This is a genomic window from Pseudomonas sp. DD1, from assembly GCF_044510355.1.
In the GTDB taxonomy this organism is placed as follows: Bacteria; Pseudomonadota; Gammaproteobacteria; order Pseudomonadales; family Pseudomonadaceae; genus Aquipseudomonas; species Aquipseudomonas shahriarae.
The window spans coordinates 81,949-103,878 of the sequence record NZ_MSAJ01000035.1 but is presented as its reverse complement, the minus strand read 5'-3'; the positions used below and the strand labels follow the sequence as shown (position 1 = coordinate 103,878).

Sequence of the window (21,930 nt, the reverse complement as noted above, 5' to 3'; positions counted from 1 at the left end):
TATCAGTGGCGCCGAGGTGAGGCTATCGCAGGCAAGCCAGCTCCTACACTGACTGCGTCTCTTCAGTCAGATCACGCGTAGCTCTCGATCGACGGGCACGCACACACCAGATTGCGATCGCCAAACACGTTGTCGACCCGGCCGACCGGCGGCCAGTACTTGCCTTCGATCAACGACGCTACCGGATACACCGCCTGTTCACGGCTGTACGGGTGGCTCCATTCACCGACGATTTCAGCTGCCGTGTGCGGCGCGTTTTTCAGCGGGTTGTCGTCCTTGTCCAGCGTGCCGTTTTCCACCGCGCGGATTTCCTCGCGGATAGCGATCATGGCGTCGCAGAAGCGGTCCAGTTCTTCCTTGGATTCGCTTTCGGTCGGCTCGATCATCAAGGTGCCGGCCACCGGGAACGACATGGTCGGGGCATGGAAACCAAAGTCGATCAGGCGCTTGGCCACGTCATCCACGCTGATGCCGCTGCTGTCCTTGAGCGGGCGCAGGTCCAGGATGCACTCGTGCGCCACCAGGCCGTTGCTGCCGGTGTACAGCACCGGGTAGTGCTCTTCCAGGCGACGGGAAATGTAGTTGGCATTGAGGATCGCCAGCTGCGAAGCGCGCTTGAGGCCCGCACCGCCCATCATGCTGATGTACATCCAGGTAATCGGCAGGATGCTCGCACTGCCAAATGGCGCTGCGCAGACTGCGCCTTCCTTGCGCTGCATGGCCGCGTGGCCGGGCAGGAATGGCGTGAGGTGCGACTTGACGCCAATCGGGCCAACGCCCGGGCCGCCACCGCCGTGGGGGATGCAGAAGGTCTTGTGCAGGTTCAAGTGCGACACGTCGCCGCCGAACTTGCCCGGGGCGCACAGGCCGACCATGGCGTTCATGTTGGCGCCATCGATATACACCTGGCCGCCGTTGTCATGGATGATCCCGCAGATTTCGCGGATGCCTTCCTCGAACACGCCGTGGGTCGACGGGTAGGTGATCATCAGCGCGGCGAGGTGCTCGCGGTGCTCGATGGCCTTGGCGCGCAAGTCTTCGATGTCCACGTTGCCACGGGCATCGCACGCGGTGACGACGACGCGCATGCCGGCCATGTTGGCGGTGGCCGGGTTGGTGCCGTGGGCCGACGAAGGAATCAGGCAGATATCGCGGCGTTCTTCGCCACGGCTCTGGTGATAGGCACGGATCGCCAAGAGGCCCGCGTACTCGCCCTGGGAACCGGCGTTCGGCTGCAGGGAGATGGCGTCGTAGCCGGTGGCCGCGCAGAGCATGGCTTCCAGTTCAGTGGTCAGTTGCAGGTAGCCGGCGCTTTGCTCGGCCGGGGCGAACGGGTGCAGGGCCCCGAACTCGGCCCAGGTCACCGGGATCATTTCACTGGCAGCGTTGAGCTTCATGGTGCACGAGCCCAGCGGGATCATGGTGCGGTCCAGCGCCAGGTCCTTGTCGGCCAGCTTGCGCAGGTAGCGCATCAGCTCGGTTTCCGAGTGATAGCGGTTGAACACCGGGTGGCTGAGGATCGGCGATTGGCGCAGCAGCGCGGCCGGCAGAGTGCTGTCGACGCTGGCGGCGAGGGCTGCGAAGTCCGGCAGGGCTTTACCGCCTGCGAACACGCTCCACAGGGTTTCGATATCGGCCTGGGTGGTGGTTTCATCCACCGACAGGCCCAGGCGTGCCGCGTCCACGACGCGCAGGTTGATGCGCTGGGCACGGGCCTGGTCGTGCAGGGCCGCAGTGTTGGCGCCGGTGGCCAGGGTCAGGGTGTCGAAGAACGTCTCTTGTTCAACCTTGAGGCCCAGGGCACCCAGGCCTTTGGCGAGGATTGCGGCCAGGTGATGAATGCGCGTGGCGATCTGCACCAGGCCTTTGGGGCCGTGGTACACCGCGTACATGCTGGCAATGTTGGCCAGCAGTACCTGGGCGGTGCAGATGTTGCTGGTGGCCTTTTCGCGGCGGATATGTTGCTCGCGGGTCTGCATGGCCAGGCGCAGGGCCGGCTTGCCGAAACGGTCTACGGACACACCGACCAGACGCCCCGGCATGTCACGCTTGAACGCGTCCTTGGTGGAGAAGTAAGCGGCGTGCGGGCCACCAAAGCCCAGCGGCACGCCGAAGCGCTGCGCACTGCCGATGGCCACGTCGGCACCGAACTCACCCGGTGGGGTCAGCAGGGTCAGGGCCAGCAGGTCGGCGGCCACGGCCACCAGGGCGTTGGCGGCGTGGAAGCGCTCGGTCAGTGCGCGGTAGTCGAACACATCACCGTTGCTGGCCGGGTATTGCAGCAGTGCGCCGAAGAACGGGCTGACATCCGTCAGTTCACGCTCGTCGCCCACTACCACCTCGATGCCCAGCGGCTCGGCACGGGTGCGCAGCACGTCGAGGGTCTGCGGGTGGCTGTGCACGGAGGCAAAGAACTGGTTGCTGCCCTTGTTCTTGCTCAGACGCTTGCAGAAGGTCATGGCCTCGGCGGCGGCAGTGGCTTCGTCGAGCAGGGATGCGTTGGCGATCGGCAGGCCGGTAAGGTCACTGATCAGGGTCTGGAAGTTCAGCAGCGCTTCCAGGCGGCCTTGGGAGATCTCGGGCTGGTAAGGCGTGTAGGCGGTGTACCAGGCCGGGTTTTCCAGGAGGTTGCGCAGGATCGGCGACGGCGTGTGGCAGTTGTAATAGCCCTGGCCGATGTAGGTCTTGAACAGTTGGTTCTTGGCGGCGATGGCCTTGATCGAGGCCAGTGCATCGGCCTCGCTCAGGCCGTCGCTCAGGCCCAGCACGGCGGTGCCCTTGATGCTTTCCGGGATCACGCTGGCGCTCAAGGCTTCCAGGGAGTCAAAACCCAGGGTCGCGAGCATCTGTTGCTCGTCGTCCTGGCGCGGGCCGATGTGGCGGGCGATAAATTCGTTGGCGGTGCTCAGGTTGATACTCATGGCGCGCTCCTCAAGCTTCAGCGTTGGCTTTGATCAGGCGGTCGTACGCATCCTGATCCAACAGCTTAGCTACTGCATCGGCGTCAGCCGGTTTAAAGCGGAAGAACCAGCCTTCGCCCGTCGGGTCTTCGTTGACCAGTTCCGGGCTTTCGCTGAGCTGGTCGTTGACTTCCAGCACTTCGCCGGTCAGGGGCATGTACACGCCGCTGGCGGCCTTGACCGATTCCACAGTGGAGGCTTCGGCGCCCTGCTCGTAGGCCTGCAACTCCGGCAGTTGCACGTAAACCACATCACCCAGGGCGTTTTGCGCGAACGCGGTAATACCTACGGTGACGCTGCCGTCAGCTTCGGCACGCAGCCATTCGTGATCTTCAGTAAAACGCAATTCGCTCATGGAAACTCCTCAGGGCCAGAATCGTCTGGTGGACGGGATTGGAATGGGAGAGTCCTTAGCAAAAATGCGGCCAATATAAATTTATTGTTATTAATCAATTGTTTATAGATATGTGGTGGTGAGTGAGGGACACGCCCTGTAGCGAAATCGCTACGGATCGACAGTGGAAAAAAAGCCTATTTGGATCAAAGCCTTGCATGGCGAAGGCGGACCAGGCGTGTATTGAAAACGTTCCGCTGTAGCGTTTTCGATACAGCTGCGCGAGATGTATGTAGCGCACGGGCCGGCAGGGGGCGGCTTATTTTGCCGTTATCCAATGATTAGGACGCGCGGCATGAGCCATTCAATAGCGGCATTTCAGGGCACTTCCCAGCTAAACGCATCCCGCGATTTTCTCCGGCGCCTGTTTGCCCAGCGCCCGACGTTGACGCAAGTGGCCGAGTCCATGGTCCAGGACTGGATCGCCGACGGGTTCGCGGCCTCCCGCTTACGGGCCAACATCACCTGGATCGGCGTGAGGCAGCCCGCTCAAGCCGGCGCTGATAGCTACACCCAGCTCACGACCCTGGGTGATGCCCTGATCAGGCGCTGCATGAGCAGCGAAGTGCTGAACTACGTGGCCGGTCACCATTACCTGTTGGTCAGTTCCATAAGCCATGGCCTCGTGCCGATAACCGATGTGGTGTCGGTCGATGATATTGAGTTCATGCTCAACGCCCTGGCCCCCCAGTTGCTCGCCGGTTTTAACGCAAGGCTGGTGGCCTACTGGAACGCGCCTGCCCCCGGCGATGCGGGGCTTAGTCGCTGGGGCGCAGTCGGCACGCAGTTGCGTGAGTGTCTGCTCAGCGCCCGGCAGACTCCGCCCCTGACACCGCAGCAAGCAAGCGCGCTGCTGGGGCTGGGGGACGGGCCGCAGGAACTGTGGGGCCATCAGGTGGACCGGCAAGCGCTGGGCGGGGCCGATGTGCTGCGGATCTATCAAGTCTATGCCGGCCAGGAGGGGCGGCCCGGCGAGTGGCTGCCGTTGTTGGTCTTGCAGCGTCAGGTCGCGCAGCAACAGGTCAACCTGGTTTATGTTCCCGCGATAAGCCTGCTCAAACTGACTGCGTTGGACGAGTTGGGCAGCCTGCTGCCGCGCTACATGAGCCACTACACCCCCGGACTGCTCGTCAATTGGGTGCTCAAGGAGCCGCAAGGCGATGTGTTCGATGCACAGGCCCAGACCTTGCTGGAGCGCCAGTTAAGGGCGTTGCAGCAGCTCAATTGGTCGGCGCTTCCCGGCATCGACAGCTACAAGCGCCTGTTCAGCCAACTCACCGCACCCGAGGTGTGGTTCGAGGGCGATTACCTCCAGCAGCCCCACGAAGAGCAGTTGCCGCTGTGGTTGCAGGTCGCCAGCGGGGCCGACCGGAACACCTACGGCCAATGGCTGGAGCGTCTGGCACACCTGCAAAAACGCACGGGCGGTGCATCGTTTCTCGACGGGCTGGAGCCGATTGACGTGTATGCCCGCCAAGCGCTGCAACGCCAGATGCACCTGGATTTCCCGCAAGAAGCCGCGATCAATCCGGATGATTACCTGCTGACGTTTGAACGCACCCAAGGCGCCACGGTGGGCTGGACGCAGCGCACCACCAAGTCCTTGACCTCATGGTCGTTGGAAAACCCCTTTGCTACCCCCTATGCCAGTGTGCAGATCGCCCATCAGGCGGCGCCGGGGCAGGAGGTTGCCGGGTGGATCAGGCCGGCGTACCTGGAAAAACTGATTGAGACGGTCGATGTGGGTCGGCATTACCCCGCGCTACTCAAGCGGGCGCTGGTGTCGGACCCGGCAGAGTCTGCACGGCGCCGACGCTTGTTTGTCGAGCAGATGGCCTTGCAGCTTCCATTGTGCGCCCTTGAGAACAGCCTGCGCCAACGCAACGGGTTTACCCCGCCCGGCGCAGAGGTGGTGCAAGCCTTGCTGCAGAGCGACCCACTCAAGCGGGCAGTCGGTAACCAGATGATCATCGCCCGGCCCTTGGCTTTTCTGACGCATGCTGGGGGAACGGTGCATAAAGCCAGCAACCTGTTTGTCATCGGTCCGCGGGATAACAGCCCGTTGCCCCATATTCTGTACCGGCCTGATCAGGCCGAGGCGCTGCTCCAGCAGTTCGCCAGCCGCCAGGCGCTGCTCGACGAGATCACTCGAACGGGCAGTGACCTGCAGGCGGTGGTGCTTGAGCAACTGTCTGAAAGCAGCCGCGCATTGTTTGCCAACGGCGGGTTTTCAAGCCCCCATGTCCAGCGCTTTCTACAGGGGGACGAATACAGCGAGCACGCTGCGGCGAGCCCGGCATTGCTCAGCGACGAGCCAGTACCTGGGGTGTTTCTTGAGACGGTATTTGATGAAAACACCAGGAGCCTTTGGCAGTCCGCCGAAAAACGCGCCACCTCTATCGAGGCGCTGCGTTGGACGTTGTTCAAGAATAATCTCTGGCAGATCTTCAATGCCCTGCTGCCCCTGCTCAGGGGATCGGTGGCAGTGGCGGGGTGGTTGTCCCAGGTGTATGTCAGCTTTCGCACGGTGCTGGCTTTGCCGGCCGCAGCCAGTCAGGAAGACACCGCCGGTGCCCTGGTCGATTTGCTCGGCAGCCTGGCCGGCCTGCTGTTGAGCCCGGTGGTCAGCCTTGATCAGCGTTTGCGGTTGAGTGAGACCCGGTCACTGTCTACTGGCGCGATCGAAACCACGGCGGTCAGGCATGTCCAGCAGACGCCGTCGACGTTTGCCTGGCAGCGTTCACTGGCCGATGTCACGGGCATGGACTTTTCCTGGGCCAACGCGCGGTTGCGCCTTGATCCCGCGCAACAGGCACAGCTTGAGACCTTCCGCTGGTCCCCAGGGCAGGGCGAGCAGTGGCCGGGAACGCCCACGGTCAGCTCGCCAGACAGCCCTATACGCGGCCGGGTCGCGGTGCGGCGCCCCGGCGGCACGGTCAGCCATGAAGATTACCTGTTAATTGACAGCCAGCTGTATGGGGGCAAGCAGGTGGATGGGCGTTGGCGCATCGTGGACCTGAGAAATCCCCTGCGCGCCGGCCCCTGGCTCAGGAAAGATTCACGCGGGGTGTGGAAAGTCGACCTGGGCCTGCAATTGCTCGGTGGCCATCCCAAGCTGTCGGCTGCCAGCCGCCGCGCCAATATCCAGCGTCAGAACCAGATGTTTGAACGTCATTATCAAGAGATGACGGAACGCCTGATGGAGGCTGAAAAAGCCGCGGCGGCCGCCGAAGAGCGCTTTGAACACGCCCACGGCGGCGATCAGCAAAAACTCTTTGATCCATCCCTGCAAGCGCTGCGGGCCAGCTATCTGACCGCCCTGGAGAAACAAAGCCGGGCGCAGTTCAACCGGCTGGACGCGTTGATCGCAAAAAATGCCAACAAACCCGTGGAGCGGTTCGAGCCGGAAAAGATCCTGCAGTTGGAGGACCTTGTCCAGACCCTGCGTGTGCAGATGGTGATGCTGATCGCAAACCGCTCGAACGAGGTGTTTCCCGGTGAGCGTCGCAGCCAGTTGGGTGAACAGCTGGAGCATGAAGACGTAGCCGTTGTTCAGGCTGCGCACCACACGCTCGTCGAGTCGATGCAGACAATTATTGGCTACAACGACCAACTGATCGACTTGAGCATCCTGGAGCGAAACAACTATGCCAGGCTGGCCCAAGTACCCGGGTATGACTCGCGGCCTGAAGCCTTGCTTCCCTCCACGCTTGGCACGCCGCTGGACTGGAAGTCGCTGCAGTTGAAGGCATTGGGCGGGGTGATAGTGCGCAGGCCGCCGAAGCCCGAGGAATATGAGGATTTCATCCGGATCGGCTCGTTGGTCGATGAGGCGACCCAATCGGTGCAGTCACAAAAAAACCTGCAGGAGGCAGGCCCCCTGAGTGTGCAACAGCGCATCGACGGCTATGACGCGATTTTGCTCGACTATGACAACACCCAAGCGTCCCTGCGTGAGTACGGCGACATGGATTCCGACCTGCTCTATGAGGGCAGCATCGAGCGCTTGAATCGCATGCTCAACGCCTTGGAGCATGAAGCGCGCGGTTCCCTGGCGGCGCTGCTGCGTGAGCGCGAGCAGACTCCTGCACGCGCGCCCGGGCCCGCGCTTGGCTCTGGCAAGCGCCTGATCCGTGACCGCAAGAGCCGCTATCTGGTGGGCCAGGTTCGGGCGCGTACGCCGCAGATGAACGAGCACATTGTCGATGTCATCAATCCGGTCGATCAGAGTGTGGTGGCGAGCTTTCGGCAGGCGCCTGGCAGTGATGAGTTTGAGGCAATCACCCAGGCCAGTACGCCGCCAGTGCGCCCGGTGCGCTCCCTGGAAAGGCTCAAGGACGATGGGCGCAAGCTGCTGGCGCGCCAGTCGACTGTGCTTGAGCAGGGGCGTAACGAAGCGCGCCTCTCCAGCCAGCCCGCCAGCGTCGAGGCCCGGTTGTTACGGCATGCCGGGAAAATCAATGGGGTGGCCGATAAGATCCGCAAGGCCCTGGGGCAGGAGCAAAGCCAAACGCAGGAGCCCCTGCTCAAGGAGCTGGGGCAGGCCTCCAGCCGCCTGGCGGAGCACGGCAGGCTGATCCGTATCGAGATGGTCAAGCGCCTGGCACCTGATGAAGAGGGGATTGCCTACCTCAAGAGCCAGAATGAGGTGCAAATCCTACCGATAGAGGGGCGCATAGCGCTTAAACGGGAGAATGATTTCCTGCAGGAATACCTGGTCAAGGACACTGGCGGCAAGGTATTGGCCTACGCCCATTTTCATTACCGCACACGCGAGGCGGCCAACGCGCCATACAGCGCCGGCCATTTGAAACGGCCGGAACAACGCTTTATGAGCTTTCGCAGCCTGGCCGACAAGACCGACAGCGATGTGATTGCGATCTACTATTCGCGGATCAGTCCAGCCATGGCCCAGCAGCTGTTTTTCAGCGCGACGGGGGCGGTGATCCAGCGTGGGCGCAGGGTCCTGTGGTGATCAGGGTTTGCCGGGGATGCCGTATTTGCGCAACCGATGGGCGATAGCGGTGTGAGACGTCTGTAGACGGTTGGCCAACTGACGTGTCGAGGGGTAGGTGCTGTAGAGCTTTTCGAGCAGGCTGCGCTCAAAGTCCTCGACGGCCTGCTCCAGGCTGTTCACTTCGCCGTCGCTCTGGCGGGCGACCGAGGTGCCGGCGATATCCAGATCGCCAATGTCCACCAGGTTGCTTTCGCAAATGGCGGCGGCGCGGAAGATCACGTTCTGCAACTGGCGCACATTACCCGGCCAGCGGTTGCCCAGCAGCGCCGGGTAGGTGCCCGGTGCCAGGCGGCAGACCGGGCGCTGGATCTGCGCGCAGGCCTGCTGCATGAAGTAGCGGGCCAGCAGCAGGATGTCCTGGCCGCGTTCGCGCAGGGGCGGCACTTCCACATTCAGCACATTGAGGCGGTAGAACAGGTCTTCGCGGAAGGTGCCTTCGCTGACCATCTTTTCCAGGTCGCGGTGGGTGGCGCTGAGGATGCGCACATTGACCTTGACCTCGCGGTCGCCGCCGACCCGGCGAAAGCTGCCGTCATTGAGAAAACGCAGCAGCTTGGCCTGCAAGTACGGCGACATCTCGCCGATCTCATCGAGAAACACCGTGCCCTGGTTGGCCAGTTCCATCAGCCCTGGCTTGCCGCCGCGCTGGGCACCGGTAAAGGCGCCGGGGGCGTAGCCGAACAGCTCGCTTTCGGCGAGGTTTTCCGGCAGCGCCGCGCAGTTCAGCGCCAGGAACGGTGAGCTGTGGCGTGCGCTGATGGCATGGCAGGCGCGGGCCACCAGCTCTTTGCCGGTGCCGGTCTCGCCCTGGATCAACAGCGGGGCGTCGAGGGCCGCCACCCGTTGCGCACGGGTCTTGAGGGTGCGGATGGCCACGGACTCGCCCAGCAACGCATCGAAGCCTTCGGCATGGTCATGGTGCAGCGCCGAGAGCCGCTCGCCGATGCGATTGGGTTGGTACAAAGTCAGCAGCGCGCCGGCATCGGTAATCGGCGTGGCATCCAGCAGCAAGGTCTGGCCGTTGACGCTGATCTCGCGCAGGGGCAGGCGAAAGCCATGTTCGAGCAAGGCTTCCAGCAGCGCCGGATCGTCAAACAGCTCGGCGATGCTTTCGCCAGCCGGCTCGCGGCCATAGAGGGCGATCAGCGCCGGGTTGGCCAGCAGCACCTTGCCGGCGCTGTCCAGGGCCAGGACCGGGTCGGTCATGGCCGCCAGCAGGGCGTCGAGTTGCAGGTGGCGGCGCTGGCCGGGAAGGATATCCACCACCGTCACCGCCTGTACGCCATGGACGCTGAACAGCGCGTCGCGCAACTCTTCCAGCACCTCCACGCTCAGGGTCGGCGCGTCGATGTAGACGTTGGGCGGGATCATCTCCACCGCATCCAGGTTGAGATTGCGCCCACCGAGCAGGGCCAGGACTTCCTGGGTAATGCCGACGCGGTCGATGAAGCTGACGTGGATACGCATGGGGCGGACTTTGATTCTGCAATGCGGAGGGTGGCCAGTATGCCTGAGCGACGGTGGAGATCAAAAATGTGGGAGTTGGCTTGCCTGCGATAGCCTCATCGAGGTGTGACTGATACATCGAGGTGCCTTCATCGCAGGCAAGCCAGCTCCCACACAAGCTGGCTCCCACATTTGATCTGTTTTGGCCGTGGAGCAGGGGTTATTCCAGGTGTTCAGGCTTGATCGGATCGCCCGGCTTTACATCCAGCTGGTGGCGCACATCCTCGAACATCAAGTCGTACTGTTTATGCATGCCTCCGTTGAGGACCGCGGTTTTCGGCATGCCGTATTTCTGCGCGATGTTCATGGCATGGCGGGCAAAGTCGAAGGCCTGGTCCTTGGGCAGGAAGAATTCTTCCTTGAGCTCTTTGCCCTGCACCGAACCATGCATCTTGAAGAGCATTCCCTTGCCTTCCTTTGGATCCTGGCTGACTTCATAGTCGATGCACAGGTCGTAGCTGTGGTCCTGGGCATTCAAGGCGTGGCGTTCAACATGCAAGTGACCGGGTTCAAAAATGGCCATAGGCGTCTCTCCCTAACAAGGCATTGGAGAAGGGCGGCTGCAACAGCCGCCCGGGGTGTAGTTATAAGTAGGTGATGCCAGGTTTTGCCGTGCTGATACGGGTACCGGCGGTGCCCTGGACGATCGCTTCGATGTCCGAGAGTGAACCGATCACTGCGGTTTTGCCAGTGTTGCGGGCGAACTCGCAGGCGGCCTGGACCTTAGGCCCCATGGAGCCGGCGGCGAAGCCGAGTGTTTCCATGTCGTCGGGGTGGGCCTGGGCGATAGCCTTTTGCGTCGGCTTGCCGAAGTCGATAAAGGCGGCGTTGACGTCGGTGGCGATCACCAGCAGGTCGGCTTCCAGTTGCTGGGCCAGCAGCGAGGAACACAGGTCTTTGTCGATCACGGCCTCGATGCCCTTGAGCTTGCCGTTCTCGTCATACATGGTCGGGATGCCGCCGCCGCCGGCACAGATCACGATGCTGCTTTTTTCCAGCAGCCACTTGATCGGGCGGATCTCAAAGATGCGTTTGGGCCGTGGGCTGGCCACTACCCGGCGGTATTTATCGCCATCGGGGGCAATCGCCCAGCCTTTTTCGGCGGCCAGTTTTTCCGCTTCGGCTTTGGAGTAGACCGGGCCGATCGGCTTGGTCGGGTTCTGGAAGGCCGGGTCGTTGGCGTCCACTTCAACCTGGGTCAGCAGGGTGGCGAATGGCACCTCAAAGTCCAGCAGGTTGCCCAGTTCCTGTTCGATGATGTAGCCGATCATGCCTTCGGTTTCGGCACCCAGCACGTCCAGCGGGTAGGGCGAGACCTGGGTGTAGGCGGCGGCTTGCAGGGACAGCAGGCCGACTTGCGGCCCATTGCCGTGGGCGATCACCAGCTCATTGCCGGGATGGATCTTGGCAATCTGTTCGGTGGCGATCCGGATATTGGCGCGTTGGTTGTCCGCAGTCATGGGTTCACCACGGCGGAGCAGGGCGTTACCGCCCAGAGCAACGACGATACGCATAGCGGTTGTCCTTTTAGAGTGCGGCTTTGTGAACACCGGACAAAATGTCGGAGCTGGCTTTATGTGGGAGCTGGCTTGCCTGCGATGGCATCACCTCAATATGCCTGGCAGACCGAGGTGACTGCATCGCGGGCAAGGCCGCATAAAGCCCGCTCCCACATTGACCGTGTTACATCAGTGGGAGCGGTGTTGGATTACAAGTCAGCCAGCGTCGAAACCAGGATCGCCTTGATGGTGTGCATGCGATTTTCCGCTTGCTCGAAGGCGATGCAGGCTGGGGACTCGAACACGTCGTCGGTCACTTCGATGCCGTTGGCCAGGTGCGGATACTGCTCGGCAATCTGTTTGCCGATCTTGGTATCGCTGTTATGGAACGCCGGCAGGCAGTGCATGAACTTGGTGCGTGGGTTGCCGGTGGCTTTCATCAGTTGGGCATTGACCTGGTACGGCAGCAGTTGCTCGATACGCTCGGCCCAGGCTTCCACTGGCTCGCCCATGGAGACCCAGACGTCAGTGTGGATAAAGTCCACGCCCTTGACCGCCGCTTTCGGGTCTTCGGTGAGGGTGATGCGTGCACCGCTTTCTTCCGCGTATTTTTTGCAGCGACCGACCAGGTCATCGTGGGGCCACAGGGCTTTGGGGGCGCAGATGCGTACGTCCATGCCCAGTTTGGCGCCGACCAGCAGCAGCGAGTTGCCCATGTTGTTACGGGCGTCGCCCAGGTAGGCGTAGCTGATGTCGTGGATCGGCTTGTCAGCGTGTTCACGCATGGTCAGCACGTCGGCGATCATCTGGGTTGGGTGGTACTCGTCGGTCAGGCCGTTGAACACCGGTACCCCGGCAAATTTCGCCAGTTCTTCGACGATTTCCTGCTTGAAGCCACGGTATTCGATGGCGTCGTACATGCGCCCGAGTACGCGGGCGGTGTCTTTCATGCTTTCTTTGTGGCCGATCTGCGACGAGTTCGGGTCGATATAGGTGACGTTGGCGCCCTGGTCATAGGCTGCGACTTCGAAGGCACATCGGGTGCGGGTCGAGGTTTTCTCGAAGATCAGCGCGATGTTGTTGCCTTTGAGGTGCTGCTGCTCGGTGCCGGTGTACTTGGCGCGCTTGAGGTCGCGGGACAGGTCCAGCAGGTAGCGCAGCTCGCGCGGGGTGTGGTGTTCCAGGCTCAGCAGGTTACGGTTGTGGATGTTGAACGCCATGATGATTCTCCTTGGATTCGGTAATCGGCCCGGTCGGCATCGGGTAGGTGCCGACCGGGGAGACGGTCGTTTAGTAGTCGATAGGATCGCGGATGATTGGGCAGGTCATGCAGTGGCCACCGCCACGGCCGCGGCCCAGTTCACCGGCACTGATAGTGATGACTTCCACACCGGCCTTGCGCAGCAGGGTGTTGGTGTAGGTGTTGCGGTCGTAACCGATCACCACGCCAGGCTCTACCGCTACCACGTTGTTGCCGTCATCCCACTGTTCGCGTTCGGCGGCGAAGCTGTTGCCGCCGGTTTCCACTACGCGCAGGGTCTTGAGGCCAAGGGCTGCGGCCACGGTGTCGAGGAAGTTGGTTTTCTCCCGTTGGATATCAATGCCGTGGGGCTTGCTTTCGTCAGGGCGCAGGGTGAAAGGAACAATCTGGCTTACCACTTCGGGGAAGACGGTGACCAGGTCGCGGTCGCAGAAGCTGAACACGGTGTCCAGGTGCATCGCGGCGCGGGATTTCGGCAGGCCGGCCACGATGACTTTTTCCACGGCCTTGTTCTTGAACAGGTTGCGCGCCAGTTGGCCGATGGCCTGGTGGGACGAGCGCTCGCCCATACCGATCAAGACCACGCCGTTGCCAATCGGCATCACGTCGCCGCCTTCCAGGGTGGCTGCACCGTGTTGCAGGTCAGGGTCGCCGTACCAGATCTGGAAGTCGGCGTTGGTGAACTCGGGGTGGAACTTGTAGATGGCGGTGGTCAGCAGGGTTTCCTGACGTCGCGCCGGCCAGTACATCGGGTTGAGCGTTACGCCACCGTAGATCCAGCAGGTGGTGTCGCGGGTGAACTGGGTGTTGGGCAGCGGCGGCAGGATAAAGCTTGAGTGGCCGAGGAAGTCGCGGAACATCTCGATGGTCTTGCCACCAAAGCTGCTCGGCAGGTCATCGGCCGACACGCCACCGATCAGGAACTCGGCGATCTTGCGCGGCTCCAGGCTGCGCAGCCAGGAACCGACTTCATCGGCCAGGCCCAGGCCAACTGTATCGGCAGTGATCTTGCGCTCCAGGATCCAGTCCAGGGCTGCGGGGATGGCAACAATGTCGGTCAGCAGGTTGTGCATTTCCAGCACATCAATATCGCGTTCGCGCATCTTGGTGACGAAGTCGAAATGGTCCCGCTTGGCCTGGGCAACCCAGAGCACGTCATCGAACAACAGTTCGTCGCAATTGTTGGGGGTCAGCCGCTGATGGGCCAGACCTGGGGAACACACCATGACTTTGCGCAGTTTGCCGGCTTCGGAATGTACGCCGTACTTAACTTTTTCCGTGGTCATTACAGATCCTCCAGTGAACATAAAGATTCAGGTGTTACAGGGTCAGGAAGCCGTCGTAGAGCCCATAGGCCGCCACCAGGGCGCCAATGACCACTGCGGCGAAAATCAGCTTCTCGACGTTGGTGAAAATCGGTTTGCCCAGTTCACGCTTGGCCTTGGCGAACAGGATCGCGCCAGGGGCGTAGAGCAGGGCGGACAGCAGCAGGTACTTGGTGCCACCGGCATACAGCAGCCAGACCGCGTAGATCAGAGCGACGGCGCCGATAAACAGGTCTTTCTTGCGCTCGGCCAGGGCCGCCTCGTAGGTCTCGCCGCGCACTGCCAGCAGCAGCGCGTAGGCCGCCGACCACAGGTAGGGCACCAGGATCATCGAGGTGGCGAGGTAGATCAGCGACAGGTAGGTACTGGCGGAAAACAGGGTGATCACCAGGAAGACCTGGACCATGGCATTGGTCAGCCACAGGGCGTTGACCGGCACATGGTTGGCGTTTTCCTTACGCAGGAACTCCGGCATGGTGTGGTCTTTGGCAGCGGCGAACATGATCTCTGCACACAGCAGCACCCACGACAGCAGCGCACCCAGCAGCGAGATGATCAAGCCGACGCTGATCAGCACCGCGCCCCAGTGGCCGACCACATGCTCCAGCACGGCGGCCATCGACGGGTTCTGCAGCTTGGCCAGTTCCGGTTGGGTCATGATGCCCAGGGACAGCACGTTCACCAGCATCAGGAACAGCAGCACGGTGATAAAGCCGATGACGGTGGCCTTGCCCACGTCCGAGCGTTTTTCGGCACGGGACGAGAAGATGCTCGCGCCTTCGATACCGATAAATACCCAGACGGTGACCAGCATCATGTTGCGCACCTGGTTCATCACGCTGCCCAGGTCGGGGTTTTTCAGGCCCCAGATATCAGCGGTGAAGATGTCCAGCTTGAACGCGAACAGCGCGATCAATACAAACAGCACCAGCGGTACGATCTTGGCGACGGTGGTCACCAGGTTGATAAACGCCGCCTCCTTGATCCCGCGCAATACCAGAAAATGCACGGCCCACAACAGCACCGAGGCGCCGATCACTGCCGCCGGGGTGTTGCCTTCGCCGAAGATGGGGAAGAAGTAGCCCAGGGTGCTGAACAGCAACACGAAGTAGCCGACGTTGCCCAGCCAGGCACTGATCCAGTAGCCCCAGGCTGACGAGAAACCCATGTAGTCGCCAAAACCGGCCTTGGCGTAGGCGTACACGCCGCCGTCCAGGTCAGGTTTGCGATTGGCCAGGGTCTGGAATACAAAGGCCAGGGTCAACATACCCACGGCAGTGATAACCCAACCAATCAACACCGCACCGACATCGGCGCTGGCGGCCATGTTCTGTGGCAACGAGAAGATCCCGCCGCCAATCATTGAGCCCACAACAAGAGCAACAAGGGCGCCTAATCGAAGTTTTCCGGGAGATTCAGACATTGCGTGACTCCAATGCAGGAGAAGAGAGACCACAGAATAAAACTGTGCGCTATTCAAATAGCTGACTTAGATCACTTCATTGGCACATTCCATTGTGAATTAAAGACTTATGAATAAATGCTACAGGCGTATAATTGCCCGGATATGCTCATTTCAGAGCATCTCTCCGTTCGGGTTAATCCTTTTGTGCGCAAGACGTGGACGCTTGAAGCTAGCCCGTTTTCGCAGATGTGCAAACTTTTTCAGAGGCTTTGCCAAATACCTCCCATGGATAAAAGACAAGCCGTATTTAAATTCTAAATTTACCTAAACTCGACTAATTGAAATGTCATTAAGTTATGAGGCGAGCAGTTTTATTCGCTATAGCTAATAAACATTGATTGATTTCGATAAATTAGCTGAGTGCAGCGCTCAATAACTGTTTTATCTGCAGGAGTTTCTATGTCGCAACCGGCACAAAAGCTGCGTCTCAGTGCCCTGGTGGCATTGGTGGTGGGCTCGATGATTGGCGGCGGAATCTTCTCGTTGCCACAGAACATGGCTGCGCGGGCCGAGGTGGGGGCGATCCTGATCGGTTGGGGGATCACTGCCATTGGCATGTTGACCCTCGCGTTCGTGTTCCAGACCCTGGCCAACCGCAAGCCCAACCTCGACTCCGGGGTGTATGCCTACGCCAAGGCGGGGTTTGGCGACTACATGGGTTTCTCGTCAGCCTGGGGCTACTGGATCAGCGCCTGGATGGGCAACGTCGGCTATTTCGTGTTGCTGTTCAGCACCCTGGGCTATTTTTTTCCGGTGTTCGGCCAGGGCAACACGCCGGTGGCGATCGGTTGCGCGTCGTTGCTGCTGTGGGCTGTGCATTTTCTGGTGATGCGCGGGATCAAGGAGGCAGCGTTTATCAACCAGGTCACCACCGTGGCCAAGATCGTACCGCTGCTGATGTTTATCGTGATCGCCGCCGTGGCCTTCAAGGCGGATGTATTCACCCGGGATATCTGGGGCCTGGGCAACCCGCAGTTCGGTGGGGTGATGGACCAGGTGCGCAATATGATGCTGGTCACCGTGTTTGTGTTTATCGGTATCGAAGGGGCCAGCGTGTACTCGGCGCGCGCGGAAAAACGCTCGGACGTGGGCCGCGCCACGGTGATCGGGTTTGTCGGAGTGCTGGCCCTGCTGGTGCTGGTCAACGTGCTGTCCCTGGGGATCATGAGCCAGCCCGAGTTGGCCAACTTGCAGAACCCCTCACTGGCGGGCGTGCTGGAACATATCGTCGGCCCCTGGGGCGCAATGTTGATCAGCATCGGCCTGGCGGTGTCGCTGCTGGGGGCGTTGCTGTCATGGGCCTTGCTGTGTGCCGAGATTCTCTACGCCACTGCCCATGACAAGACCATGCCGGCCTTCCTGAAAAAGGAAAATGCCAACCGCGTGCCGGTCAATGCGTTGTGGCTGACCAATGTGATGATCCAGCTGTTCCTGGTGATCACGCTGTTTTCGGCCAGCACTTACACCACGTTGATCTACCTGGCGTCGTCGATGATCCTCGTGCCGTATTTATGGTCGGCGGCCTATGCCGTGTTGTTGTGCGGGCGCGGAGAAACCTACGAAGAAGCCCATGGCCAGCGGCTCAAGGACCTGCTGGTCGGCGTGATTGCCCTGGGCTATGCGGTGTGGCTGCTGTATGCCGGGGGCTTGAAATACCTGCTGCTGTCGGCGTTGCTGTATGCACCTGGGGTGATTCTGTTTGCCCAGGCCAAGCGCGAGCAGGGCCAGCCGCTGTTTACCTTGCTGGAAAAGGGGATTTTCAGTTGCGTGATTGCCGGGGCGAGCCTGGCGGCGTATGGGTTGTATAGCGGGGTGCTGACCCTGTGAGCATGACGCTTGGTTGATTGTGCTGGGGAGGGCCTTATCGCGGGCAAGCCCGCTCCCGCAGTTGATCGTGTACCCGGTCAACTGTGGGAGCCGGGCTTGCCCGCGATGACCATTTCAAGGTCACCACCGTGCCCGATGCGCGCCCAATTCCCCAGCCGGCAAATCCCACTGCAGCGGTGTCCCGGCAAGAGTGACCGGCGCCAGCAACCGATGCGCCGCCCCCCAGGCCGTCTGCTCCACCAGCAGCCCCTGATCACCCGGTTCTTCTTCACGCAGCGCTGGCTGCTTCACGTCTTGTCCCGCCTCGATCAACAATTTCGCCGTACGCGCCAGCGACAGCCGGGCCGACCCCCCATGCCCGCTGCTTAAACGCTCGGCCAAGGCCCGTATCGCACTGGCCGCCATCAGGTAACCGGTGGCATGGTCCAGCGCCTGCACCGGCAGCGGCACGGGTTTATCCGCCTGCTTCCATTGCATGCCGGCGTGGGCGATGCCGCTGCTCATCTGCACCAGGCTGTCGAAGCCCCGGCGATTGCGCCACGGGCCGCTCCAGCCGTAGGCGTTGAGGCTGACGTCGATCAGGCCGGGGGCGAGTTGCTGCAGTGCGCTCGCGTTGTAACCCAGTTGCTCTAGTGCATCGGCCCGATAACCGTGAAACAGAATGTCGGCATCCTTGAGCAAACCTTCGAACAATTGCCGGTCGTCGGTGTTTTTAAGGTCCAGGCGCGCGCAGCGTTTGCCCAGGGTCATTTCCGGCACGACCCCTGGTTCGTTCCAGGTGGGGGAGTCGATGCGTAATACGTCGGCGCCAAGCCCTGCGAGAAAACGGCTGGCCACAGGACCGGCCAGAACGCGGGTCAGGTCCAGTACCTTGACCCCCGCCAACGGGCGCGCCACGTTGCCCAGCCAGGTGGTGTTGCCGGCTGCCTCGAAGCGCTCCCATGCCACCAACGGTTCCTGATTGACCGCCAACCCTTGGGGATGAGCCTGCCACTGCTGCCAGGTGCGCATCTGCGCGGCGCAGCCGGCCTCATCGACAATCGCCTGCTCAAGCTCGGCGGCGTTGCAGGAGGCGACCTTGAGCGCCATCGCCGCCCGATCCGCGACCTGCCCCAGTACACGCTCGGCAGCTGCGCGGTGGTGGGGGGCGTTGGTGTGCAGACGAATCCAGCCGTCAGCGCAGGCGTAGTCGCCGGCAATCGGATCCCACAGCGGCGGTACGCTCCAGCCCAGTGGGCGCAGGGAGCTGGAGAACCAGAAGGAGGCTAGGCGCGGGTCGACGCAGACCAGGGGCAGACGCCCGGTTTGTTGTTCCAGCAGCCGGGCTATGGCCTGACCTGCAGCCCCGATGCTGGCGCAGGCCAGCTCGGTGACAGCGAAGGTTGACGGCAGGGCGCCGGCTTCAGTGGTCGCCAGCGGCGTGGGCGGCAGATCGAGTGCACGCTGGATCGAGGTGAGCAGATCAGTCATCAAAGGCCCTCCATAAGAGAGGGGCCATCATAGAAGATCTTCAGGGGTGTGCTGCAATCCCCGGCTGCAAGGGCAAGTCCAGGGTGGCGATAAATCCGCCCTCCGGGTGATTGGCCAGGCTCAAGCTGCCGCCATGACGTTCGGCGGCCCGGCGGGCGATGGCCAGGCCCAGCCCATGACCTTGGGCGGTTTGCCCGGGGGCGCGGTAAAACGGCTCGCCCAGTTTTTGCAGGTGTTCGGCCTCCACGCCCGGGCCGTGGTCGCGCACGCTGATCACAATGCGTTCGCCTTGGCGCTGGGCCTGGACTTCAATCGGCTGGGTGGGAGGGTTGAAGCGCTGGGCATTACGCAACAGGTTGTCCAGCGCCCGCTCGATCATATGGGGCCAGCCCTTGAGTTGCAGCGCCGGCTCGGCTTGCAGTTGCACCTGCTGCTCCGGGGCGCCGAGTTGGGCGTCCTTTTGCAGGGTCTTGAGCAGGGCGTTGAGGTCGATGTCTTCGGCGCTGGCGTTGTCGGCGTCGACCCGCGCCAGCACCAGGATCTCGCTGATCAAGGCTTCCAGGCGATCACATTCCAGGGTCAGGCGCGGCCAGAGCTTCTCCCGGGCTTCGGGCGTGGCGCGTTCCGCCAGGGCCAGGGCGATCCGCAGGCGCGCCAGGGGCGAGCGCAGTTCGTGGGACACATCGCGCAGCAATTGCCGCTGGCTGCCGATCAGGCTTTGCAGGCGAGCGCCCATGCGGTTGAAGTCGGTGGCCAGTACGCCAAATTCATCACGTCGGTCGGCCAGGCGCGCCAGGCTGTTTTGCTGGTACGTGGTCTGGCCCAGGTCATGCACTGCACCGCGCAGACGGCTGAGGGGGCGAGTGATGGACAGGGTCACCAGCAGGCTGAACAGGGTCAGCACCACCAACGCAATCGCCAGGGCACTCAAGGGCCAGAGCAGGCTGCTGCGGTGCCAGGCATCCAGTTCCGGCAGGGCGATGCGATAGATCAGCAGGTAGGTATCGCCGGTTTTTTCACTGGTGTACTCGGCCGTCAGGCGGCGCCACGGTAGCCGGCCCTCATGGCTCTCATGCTGGCGGGCTTCGAAGGCGGCGGCGCGGCGCGGGAAGGTGCCACGCACCACCGGGTCGCCGCTCTCGTTGAGCACCTGCACATCGACGTGGTACTGGCGTTTGCGCTGTTGCAACAAATCCTGGGCGGCGTCCTCGCCCTGGGTTTCATAACGCTGGGTCCATTCTTCGGCCAGGTTGTTGAGGCCGGGATGGCGGCTGAGAATCCATGCGTCCTGGTTGAGCATATGCCCAAGCAGGATCGACAGCCCGGCAACCAGAGCGATAGCCAGCCAGAAACTGGCAAGGATGCGCCAGAAGAGTGAACGCACAGGAAACCCTCAAACAGGAAAAGCCCAGCGGCACGGGCCACTGGGCTGGGAGGTTGCTAACGCATTATTGCGCTTTTTGCGGTTGTTGCGCTTTCCAGGCCTGGAACTGCTGCCACTCGGCTTGACGCTCGGCGCGTTTCTTCGCCATTTCGTCGAACTTCTTCTGCTGGTCAGGCTTGAGCAGGGCGCGGATATCCGCCTGGGTTTTCTGCTTGGCGGCGGCCATTTCGTCCTTCATGGCCTTCTGGTCAGCGGCCGGGAGTTTGTCCAGGTACTTCTTGACCAGTTGTTGGCGGCCTTCCCGTTGTTCGCCCATCAGTTTGCCGATCTGCTGGCGCTGCTCGCGGGTCAGGTCCAGTTGGCTGAACGGGCCGCCTTTGCCGCGCATGCCGTGTTCACCGCCGTGGCCCGGGCCACCCATCATGTGGCCTTCAGGGCCGCCCATCGGGCCATGGCCTTCTGGCATGGCCATGGCGACGGTCGGCAGGGCTGCGGCGAACATCAGAGCGATAAGGGTCTTGCGCATGGTGTTTCTCCTTGTCTCGGTTCCGGTGAGTCCGGATGTGAGTAGATTACGAAGATCAAGGTCAGCGGCGGTCAGGGAAGGGTAAAGCTTGGGTAAAGACGGATTGGGTGGGGGCTTACAAACCTGTAGGCGCCGGCTTGCCGGCTCCTGCAGGGGGTTCAGAGGCTGTAGTAGTAGCCACGGCTGCGCAATGCAACGATCCGCGGGCGGCCGTCGGCATGCGGGCCGATTTTCTTGCGCAGGTTGCTGACGTGCATGTCCAGGCTGCGGTCATACAAGGTCAGCTTGCGCCCCAGGGCGATCTGCGCCAGCTCCTGCTTGTCCAGGGGCTCGCCCGGCTGGCGCAGCAAGGCTTCCAGCAGGCGGCTTTCGGACAGGGTGAGGGTCAGTTCCTGATGGTCGATGATCACCACACCACGCACTGGGCTGAAGCACAGGTCGCCCAGTTCCAGCTGGGTCGACACCGCCGTCGGGTGGCTGCGGCGCAGTACCGCCCGCAGGCGGGCGGTCAGTTCGCGGGGGTCGCAGGGCTTGGCCAGGTAGTCATCGGCACCCAGTTCCAGGCCGAGGATCCGGTCCAGGGGCTCGCCCCGGGCCGAGAGCATCAGTACCGGCAACTCCGGGTGGTCGGCGCGCAATTGCTTGAGCAACTCCAGGCCGCTGCCGTCGGGCAGCATCACATCCAGCACCACCGCCGCCGGCGCGGCTTCGGCCAGGGCTTTGCGCGCGCTCACGCCGTCATGGCAAGCGCGCACCTGGAAACCTTCCTGGCTCAACCAACTGGTCAGCAGCTCACAAAGCTCCTGGTCATCATCTATCAGTAACAGCTCGCTCATGACTCACTCAATTTAGCCATTGTCGACGGCGCCGATGCCCGCCACTGGCGAAGATACCGCACAGCAGGGCGACCAGCGCAACTCCCGCACCAATCACAAACCACTGCTGCTGGTCAGTGAGCCAGCGTGGCAGGGCGCCACCTTGTGCTTCCTTGAGTTGCTGGGCCAGGCGCTGATTGTCCTGGCGCAGCCGGCTCAGTTGCGCACTCTCGCGGGCAGCATCGGCAGTCTGCAATTGTTTGCTCAGCTCTTCGCGCAGGCGTTCGCTTTCTTTCAAGCGTTGCTGCAACTCGGTGATCTGGCTGCCGGCACTCAAGGACAGGGGCGTGGAACTGCCGGTGTTCGAGGTTTCTTCAGCCTGGGCCGTAGCCCCGATCGTTAACACTGCCAACAGACACAACTGACGTAAGCGCATCGGAACTCCTGATTCCACACGAATATTCAGAACGTTGTCGGCAGG

General features: G+C 61.9%; 15 protein-coding genes. 2 read left to right on the top strand and 13 right to left on the bottom strand.

The genetic code is table 11. The features are described from left to right. Window positions 1-71: 71 nt before the first annotated feature. Window positions 72-2,921 (bottom strand): aminomethyl-transferring glycine dehydrogenase, encoded by a 2,850-nt coding sequence (gene gcvP, locus PSFL_RS21970; RefSeq protein WP_273865545.1) that lies wholly within the window; start codon window positions 2,919-2,921, stop codon window positions 72-74. Window positions 2,922-2,931: 10 nt separating this feature from the next. Next, window positions 2,932-3,315, bottom strand: a complete 384-nt coding sequence (gcvH, locus tag PSFL_RS21965) for a glycine cleavage system protein GcvH (RefSeq protein WP_057440003.1) — start codon at window positions 3,313-3,315, stop codon at window positions 2,932-2,934. A 334-nt stretch (window positions 3,316-3,649) separates the two neighbouring features. Here gcvH and PSFL_RS21960 point away from each other — a divergent pair, with 334 nt between their 5' ends. Then, a complete protein-coding gene (locus PSFL_RS21960; protein ID WP_397470482.1) occupies window positions 3,650-8,329 on the top strand; it encodes a hypothetical protein in 4,680 nt (1,559 codons plus the stop codon). Here PSFL_RS21960 and PSFL_RS21955 read toward each other — a convergent pair whose 3' ends face one another. From PSFL_RS21955 to arcD (PSFL_RS21930), 6 genes are all read right to left on the bottom strand, one after another. Then, window positions 8,330-9,838, bottom strand: coding sequence for a sigma-54-dependent transcriptional regulator (locus PSFL_RS21955; protein ID WP_057440001.1), 1,509 nt, complete (start codon window positions 9,836-9,838; stop codon window positions 8,330-8,332). Window positions 9,839-10,037: 199 nt separating this feature from the next. Then, window positions 10,038-10,400 carry a DUF5064 family protein gene (locus PSFL_RS21950; RefSeq protein WP_057440000.1) on the bottom strand — a complete coding sequence of 121 codons (363 nt, stop codon included), beginning with the start codon at window positions 10,398-10,400 and terminating at the stop codon, window positions 10,038-10,040. Between the two features lie 61 nt (window positions 10,401-10,461). Continuing rightward, window positions 10,462-11,391 (bottom strand): carbamate kinase, encoded by a 930-nt coding sequence (arcC, locus tag PSFL_RS21945; protein ID WP_057439999.1) that lies wholly within the window; start codon window positions 11,389-11,391, stop codon window positions 10,462-10,464. Between the two features lie 194 nt (window positions 11,392-11,585). Further along, on the bottom strand, window positions 11,586-12,596 hold the full coding sequence (locus PSFL_RS21940) for an ornithine carbamoyltransferase (RefSeq protein WP_029296316.1): 1,011 nt from the start codon (window positions 12,594-12,596) through the stop codon (window positions 11,586-11,588). Between the two features lie 70 nt (window positions 12,597-12,666). After that, entirely contained in the window at window positions 12,667-13,923 is a 1,257-nt protein-coding gene (arcA, locus tag PSFL_RS21935; protein ID WP_115128819.1) for an arginine deiminase, read from the bottom strand. 34 nt (window positions 13,924-13,957) lie between these two features. Continuing rightward, window positions 13,958-15,385 carry an arginine-ornithine antiporter gene (gene arcD / locus PSFL_RS21930; RefSeq protein WP_057439997.1) on the bottom strand — a complete coding sequence of 476 codons (1,428 nt, stop codon included), beginning with the start codon at window positions 15,383-15,385 and terminating at the stop codon, window positions 13,958-13,960. Between the two features lie 441 nt (window positions 15,386-15,826). Here arcD (PSFL_RS21930) and arcD (PSFL_RS21925) point away from each other — a divergent pair, with 441 nt between their 5' ends. Then, window positions 15,827-17,254 (top strand): arginine-ornithine antiporter, encoded by a 1,428-nt coding sequence (gene arcD, locus PSFL_RS21925; RefSeq protein ID WP_057439996.1) that lies wholly within the window; start codon window positions 15,827-15,829, stop codon window positions 17,252-17,254. A gap of 120 nt (window positions 17,255-17,374) precedes the next feature. On the opposite strand, the gene PSFL_RS21920 is transcribed toward arcD (PSFL_RS21925), so the two are convergent. The 5 genes from PSFL_RS21920 to PSFL_RS21900 all read right to left on the bottom strand — a co-directional run bounded on the left by PSFL_RS21920 (window position 17,375) and on the right by PSFL_RS21900 (window position 21,885). Next, on the bottom strand, window positions 17,375-18,724 hold the full coding sequence (locus PSFL_RS21920; RefSeq protein ID WP_170045573.1) for a CoA transferase: 1,350 nt from the start codon (window positions 18,722-18,724) through the stop codon (window positions 17,375-17,377). A 40-nt stretch (window positions 18,725-18,764) separates the two neighbouring features. Continuing rightward, window positions 18,765-20,108: a sensor histidine kinase gene (locus PSFL_RS21915; RefSeq protein ID WP_397470481.1), complete on the bottom strand. Its 1,344-nt coding sequence runs from the start codon at window positions 20,106-20,108 to the stop codon at window positions 18,765-18,767. A gap of 64 nt (window positions 20,109-20,172) precedes the next feature. Then, the gene (locus PSFL_RS21910) at window positions 20,173-20,634 is read right to left on the bottom strand and encodes an LTXXQ domain protein (RefSeq protein WP_057439995.1); all 462 of its coding nucleotides are present in this window, start codon (window positions 20,632-20,634) and stop codon (window positions 20,173-20,175) included. Window positions 20,635-20,792: 158 nt separating this feature from the next. After that, window positions 20,793-21,470, bottom strand: coding sequence for a response regulator transcription factor (locus PSFL_RS21905; RefSeq protein WP_057960506.1), 678 nt, complete (start codon window positions 21,468-21,470; stop codon window positions 20,793-20,795). Between the two features lie 7 nt (window positions 21,471-21,477). Continuing rightward, window positions 21,478-21,885, bottom strand: coding sequence for a hypothetical protein (locus PSFL_RS21900; protein WP_057439993.1), 408 nt, complete (start codon window positions 21,883-21,885; stop codon window positions 21,478-21,480). Window positions 21,886-21,930: the final 45 nt, after the last annotated feature.

Excerpts from the sequence above, each read along its gene's own strand:
- gcvP (WP_273865545.1), bottom strand. The coding sequence starts at position 2,921 with ATGAGTATCAACCTGAGCACCGCCAACGAATTTATCGCCCGCCACATC.
- gcvH (WP_057440003.1), bottom strand. The coding sequence starts at position 3,315 with ATGAGCGAATTGCGTTTTACTGAAGATCACGAATGGCTGCGTGCCGAA.
- PSFL_RS21960 (WP_397470482.1), top strand. The coding sequence starts at position 3,650 with ATGAGCCATTCAATAGCGGCATTTCAGGGCACTTCCCAGCTAAACGCA.
- PSFL_RS21955 (WP_057440001.1), bottom strand. The coding sequence starts at position 9,838 with ATGCGTATCCACGTCAGCTTCATCGACCGCGTCGGCATTACCCAGGAA.
- PSFL_RS21950 (WP_057440000.1), bottom strand. The coding sequence starts at position 10,400 with ATGGCCATTTTTGAACCCGGTCACTTGCATGTTGAACGCCACGCCTTG.
- arcC (WP_057439999.1), bottom strand. The coding sequence starts at position 11,391 with ATGCGTATCGTCGTTGCTCTGGGCGGTAACGCCCTGCTCCGCCGTGGT.
- PSFL_RS21940 (WP_029296316.1), bottom strand. The coding sequence starts at position 12,596 with ATGGCGTTCAACATCCACAACCGTAACCTGCTGAGCCTGGAACACCAC.
- arcA (WP_115128819.1), bottom strand. The coding sequence starts at position 13,923 with ATGACCACGGAAAAAGTTAAGTACGGCGTACATTCCGAAGCCGGCAAA.
- arcD (WP_057439997.1), bottom strand. The coding sequence starts at position 15,385 with ATGTCTGAATCTCCCGGAAAACTTCGATTAGGCGCCCTTGTTGCTCTT.
- arcD (WP_057439996.1), top strand. The coding sequence starts at position 15,827 with ATGTCGCAACCGGCACAAAAGCTGCGTCTCAGTGCCCTGGTGGCATTG.
- PSFL_RS21920 (WP_170045573.1), bottom strand. The coding sequence starts at position 18,724 with ATGACTGATCTGCTCACCTCGATCCAGCGTGCACTCGATCTGCCGCCC.
- PSFL_RS21910 (WP_057439995.1), bottom strand. The coding sequence starts at position 20,634 with ATGCGCAAGACCCTTATCGCTCTGATGTTCGCCGCAGCCCTGCCGACC.
- PSFL_RS21905 (WP_057960506.1), bottom strand. The coding sequence starts at position 21,470 with ATGAGCGAGCTGTTACTGATAGATGATGACCAGGAGCTTTGTGAGCTG.
- PSFL_RS21900 (WP_057439993.1), bottom strand. The coding sequence starts at position 21,885 with ATGCGCTTACGTCAGTTGTGTCTGTTGGCAGTGTTAACGATCGGGGCT.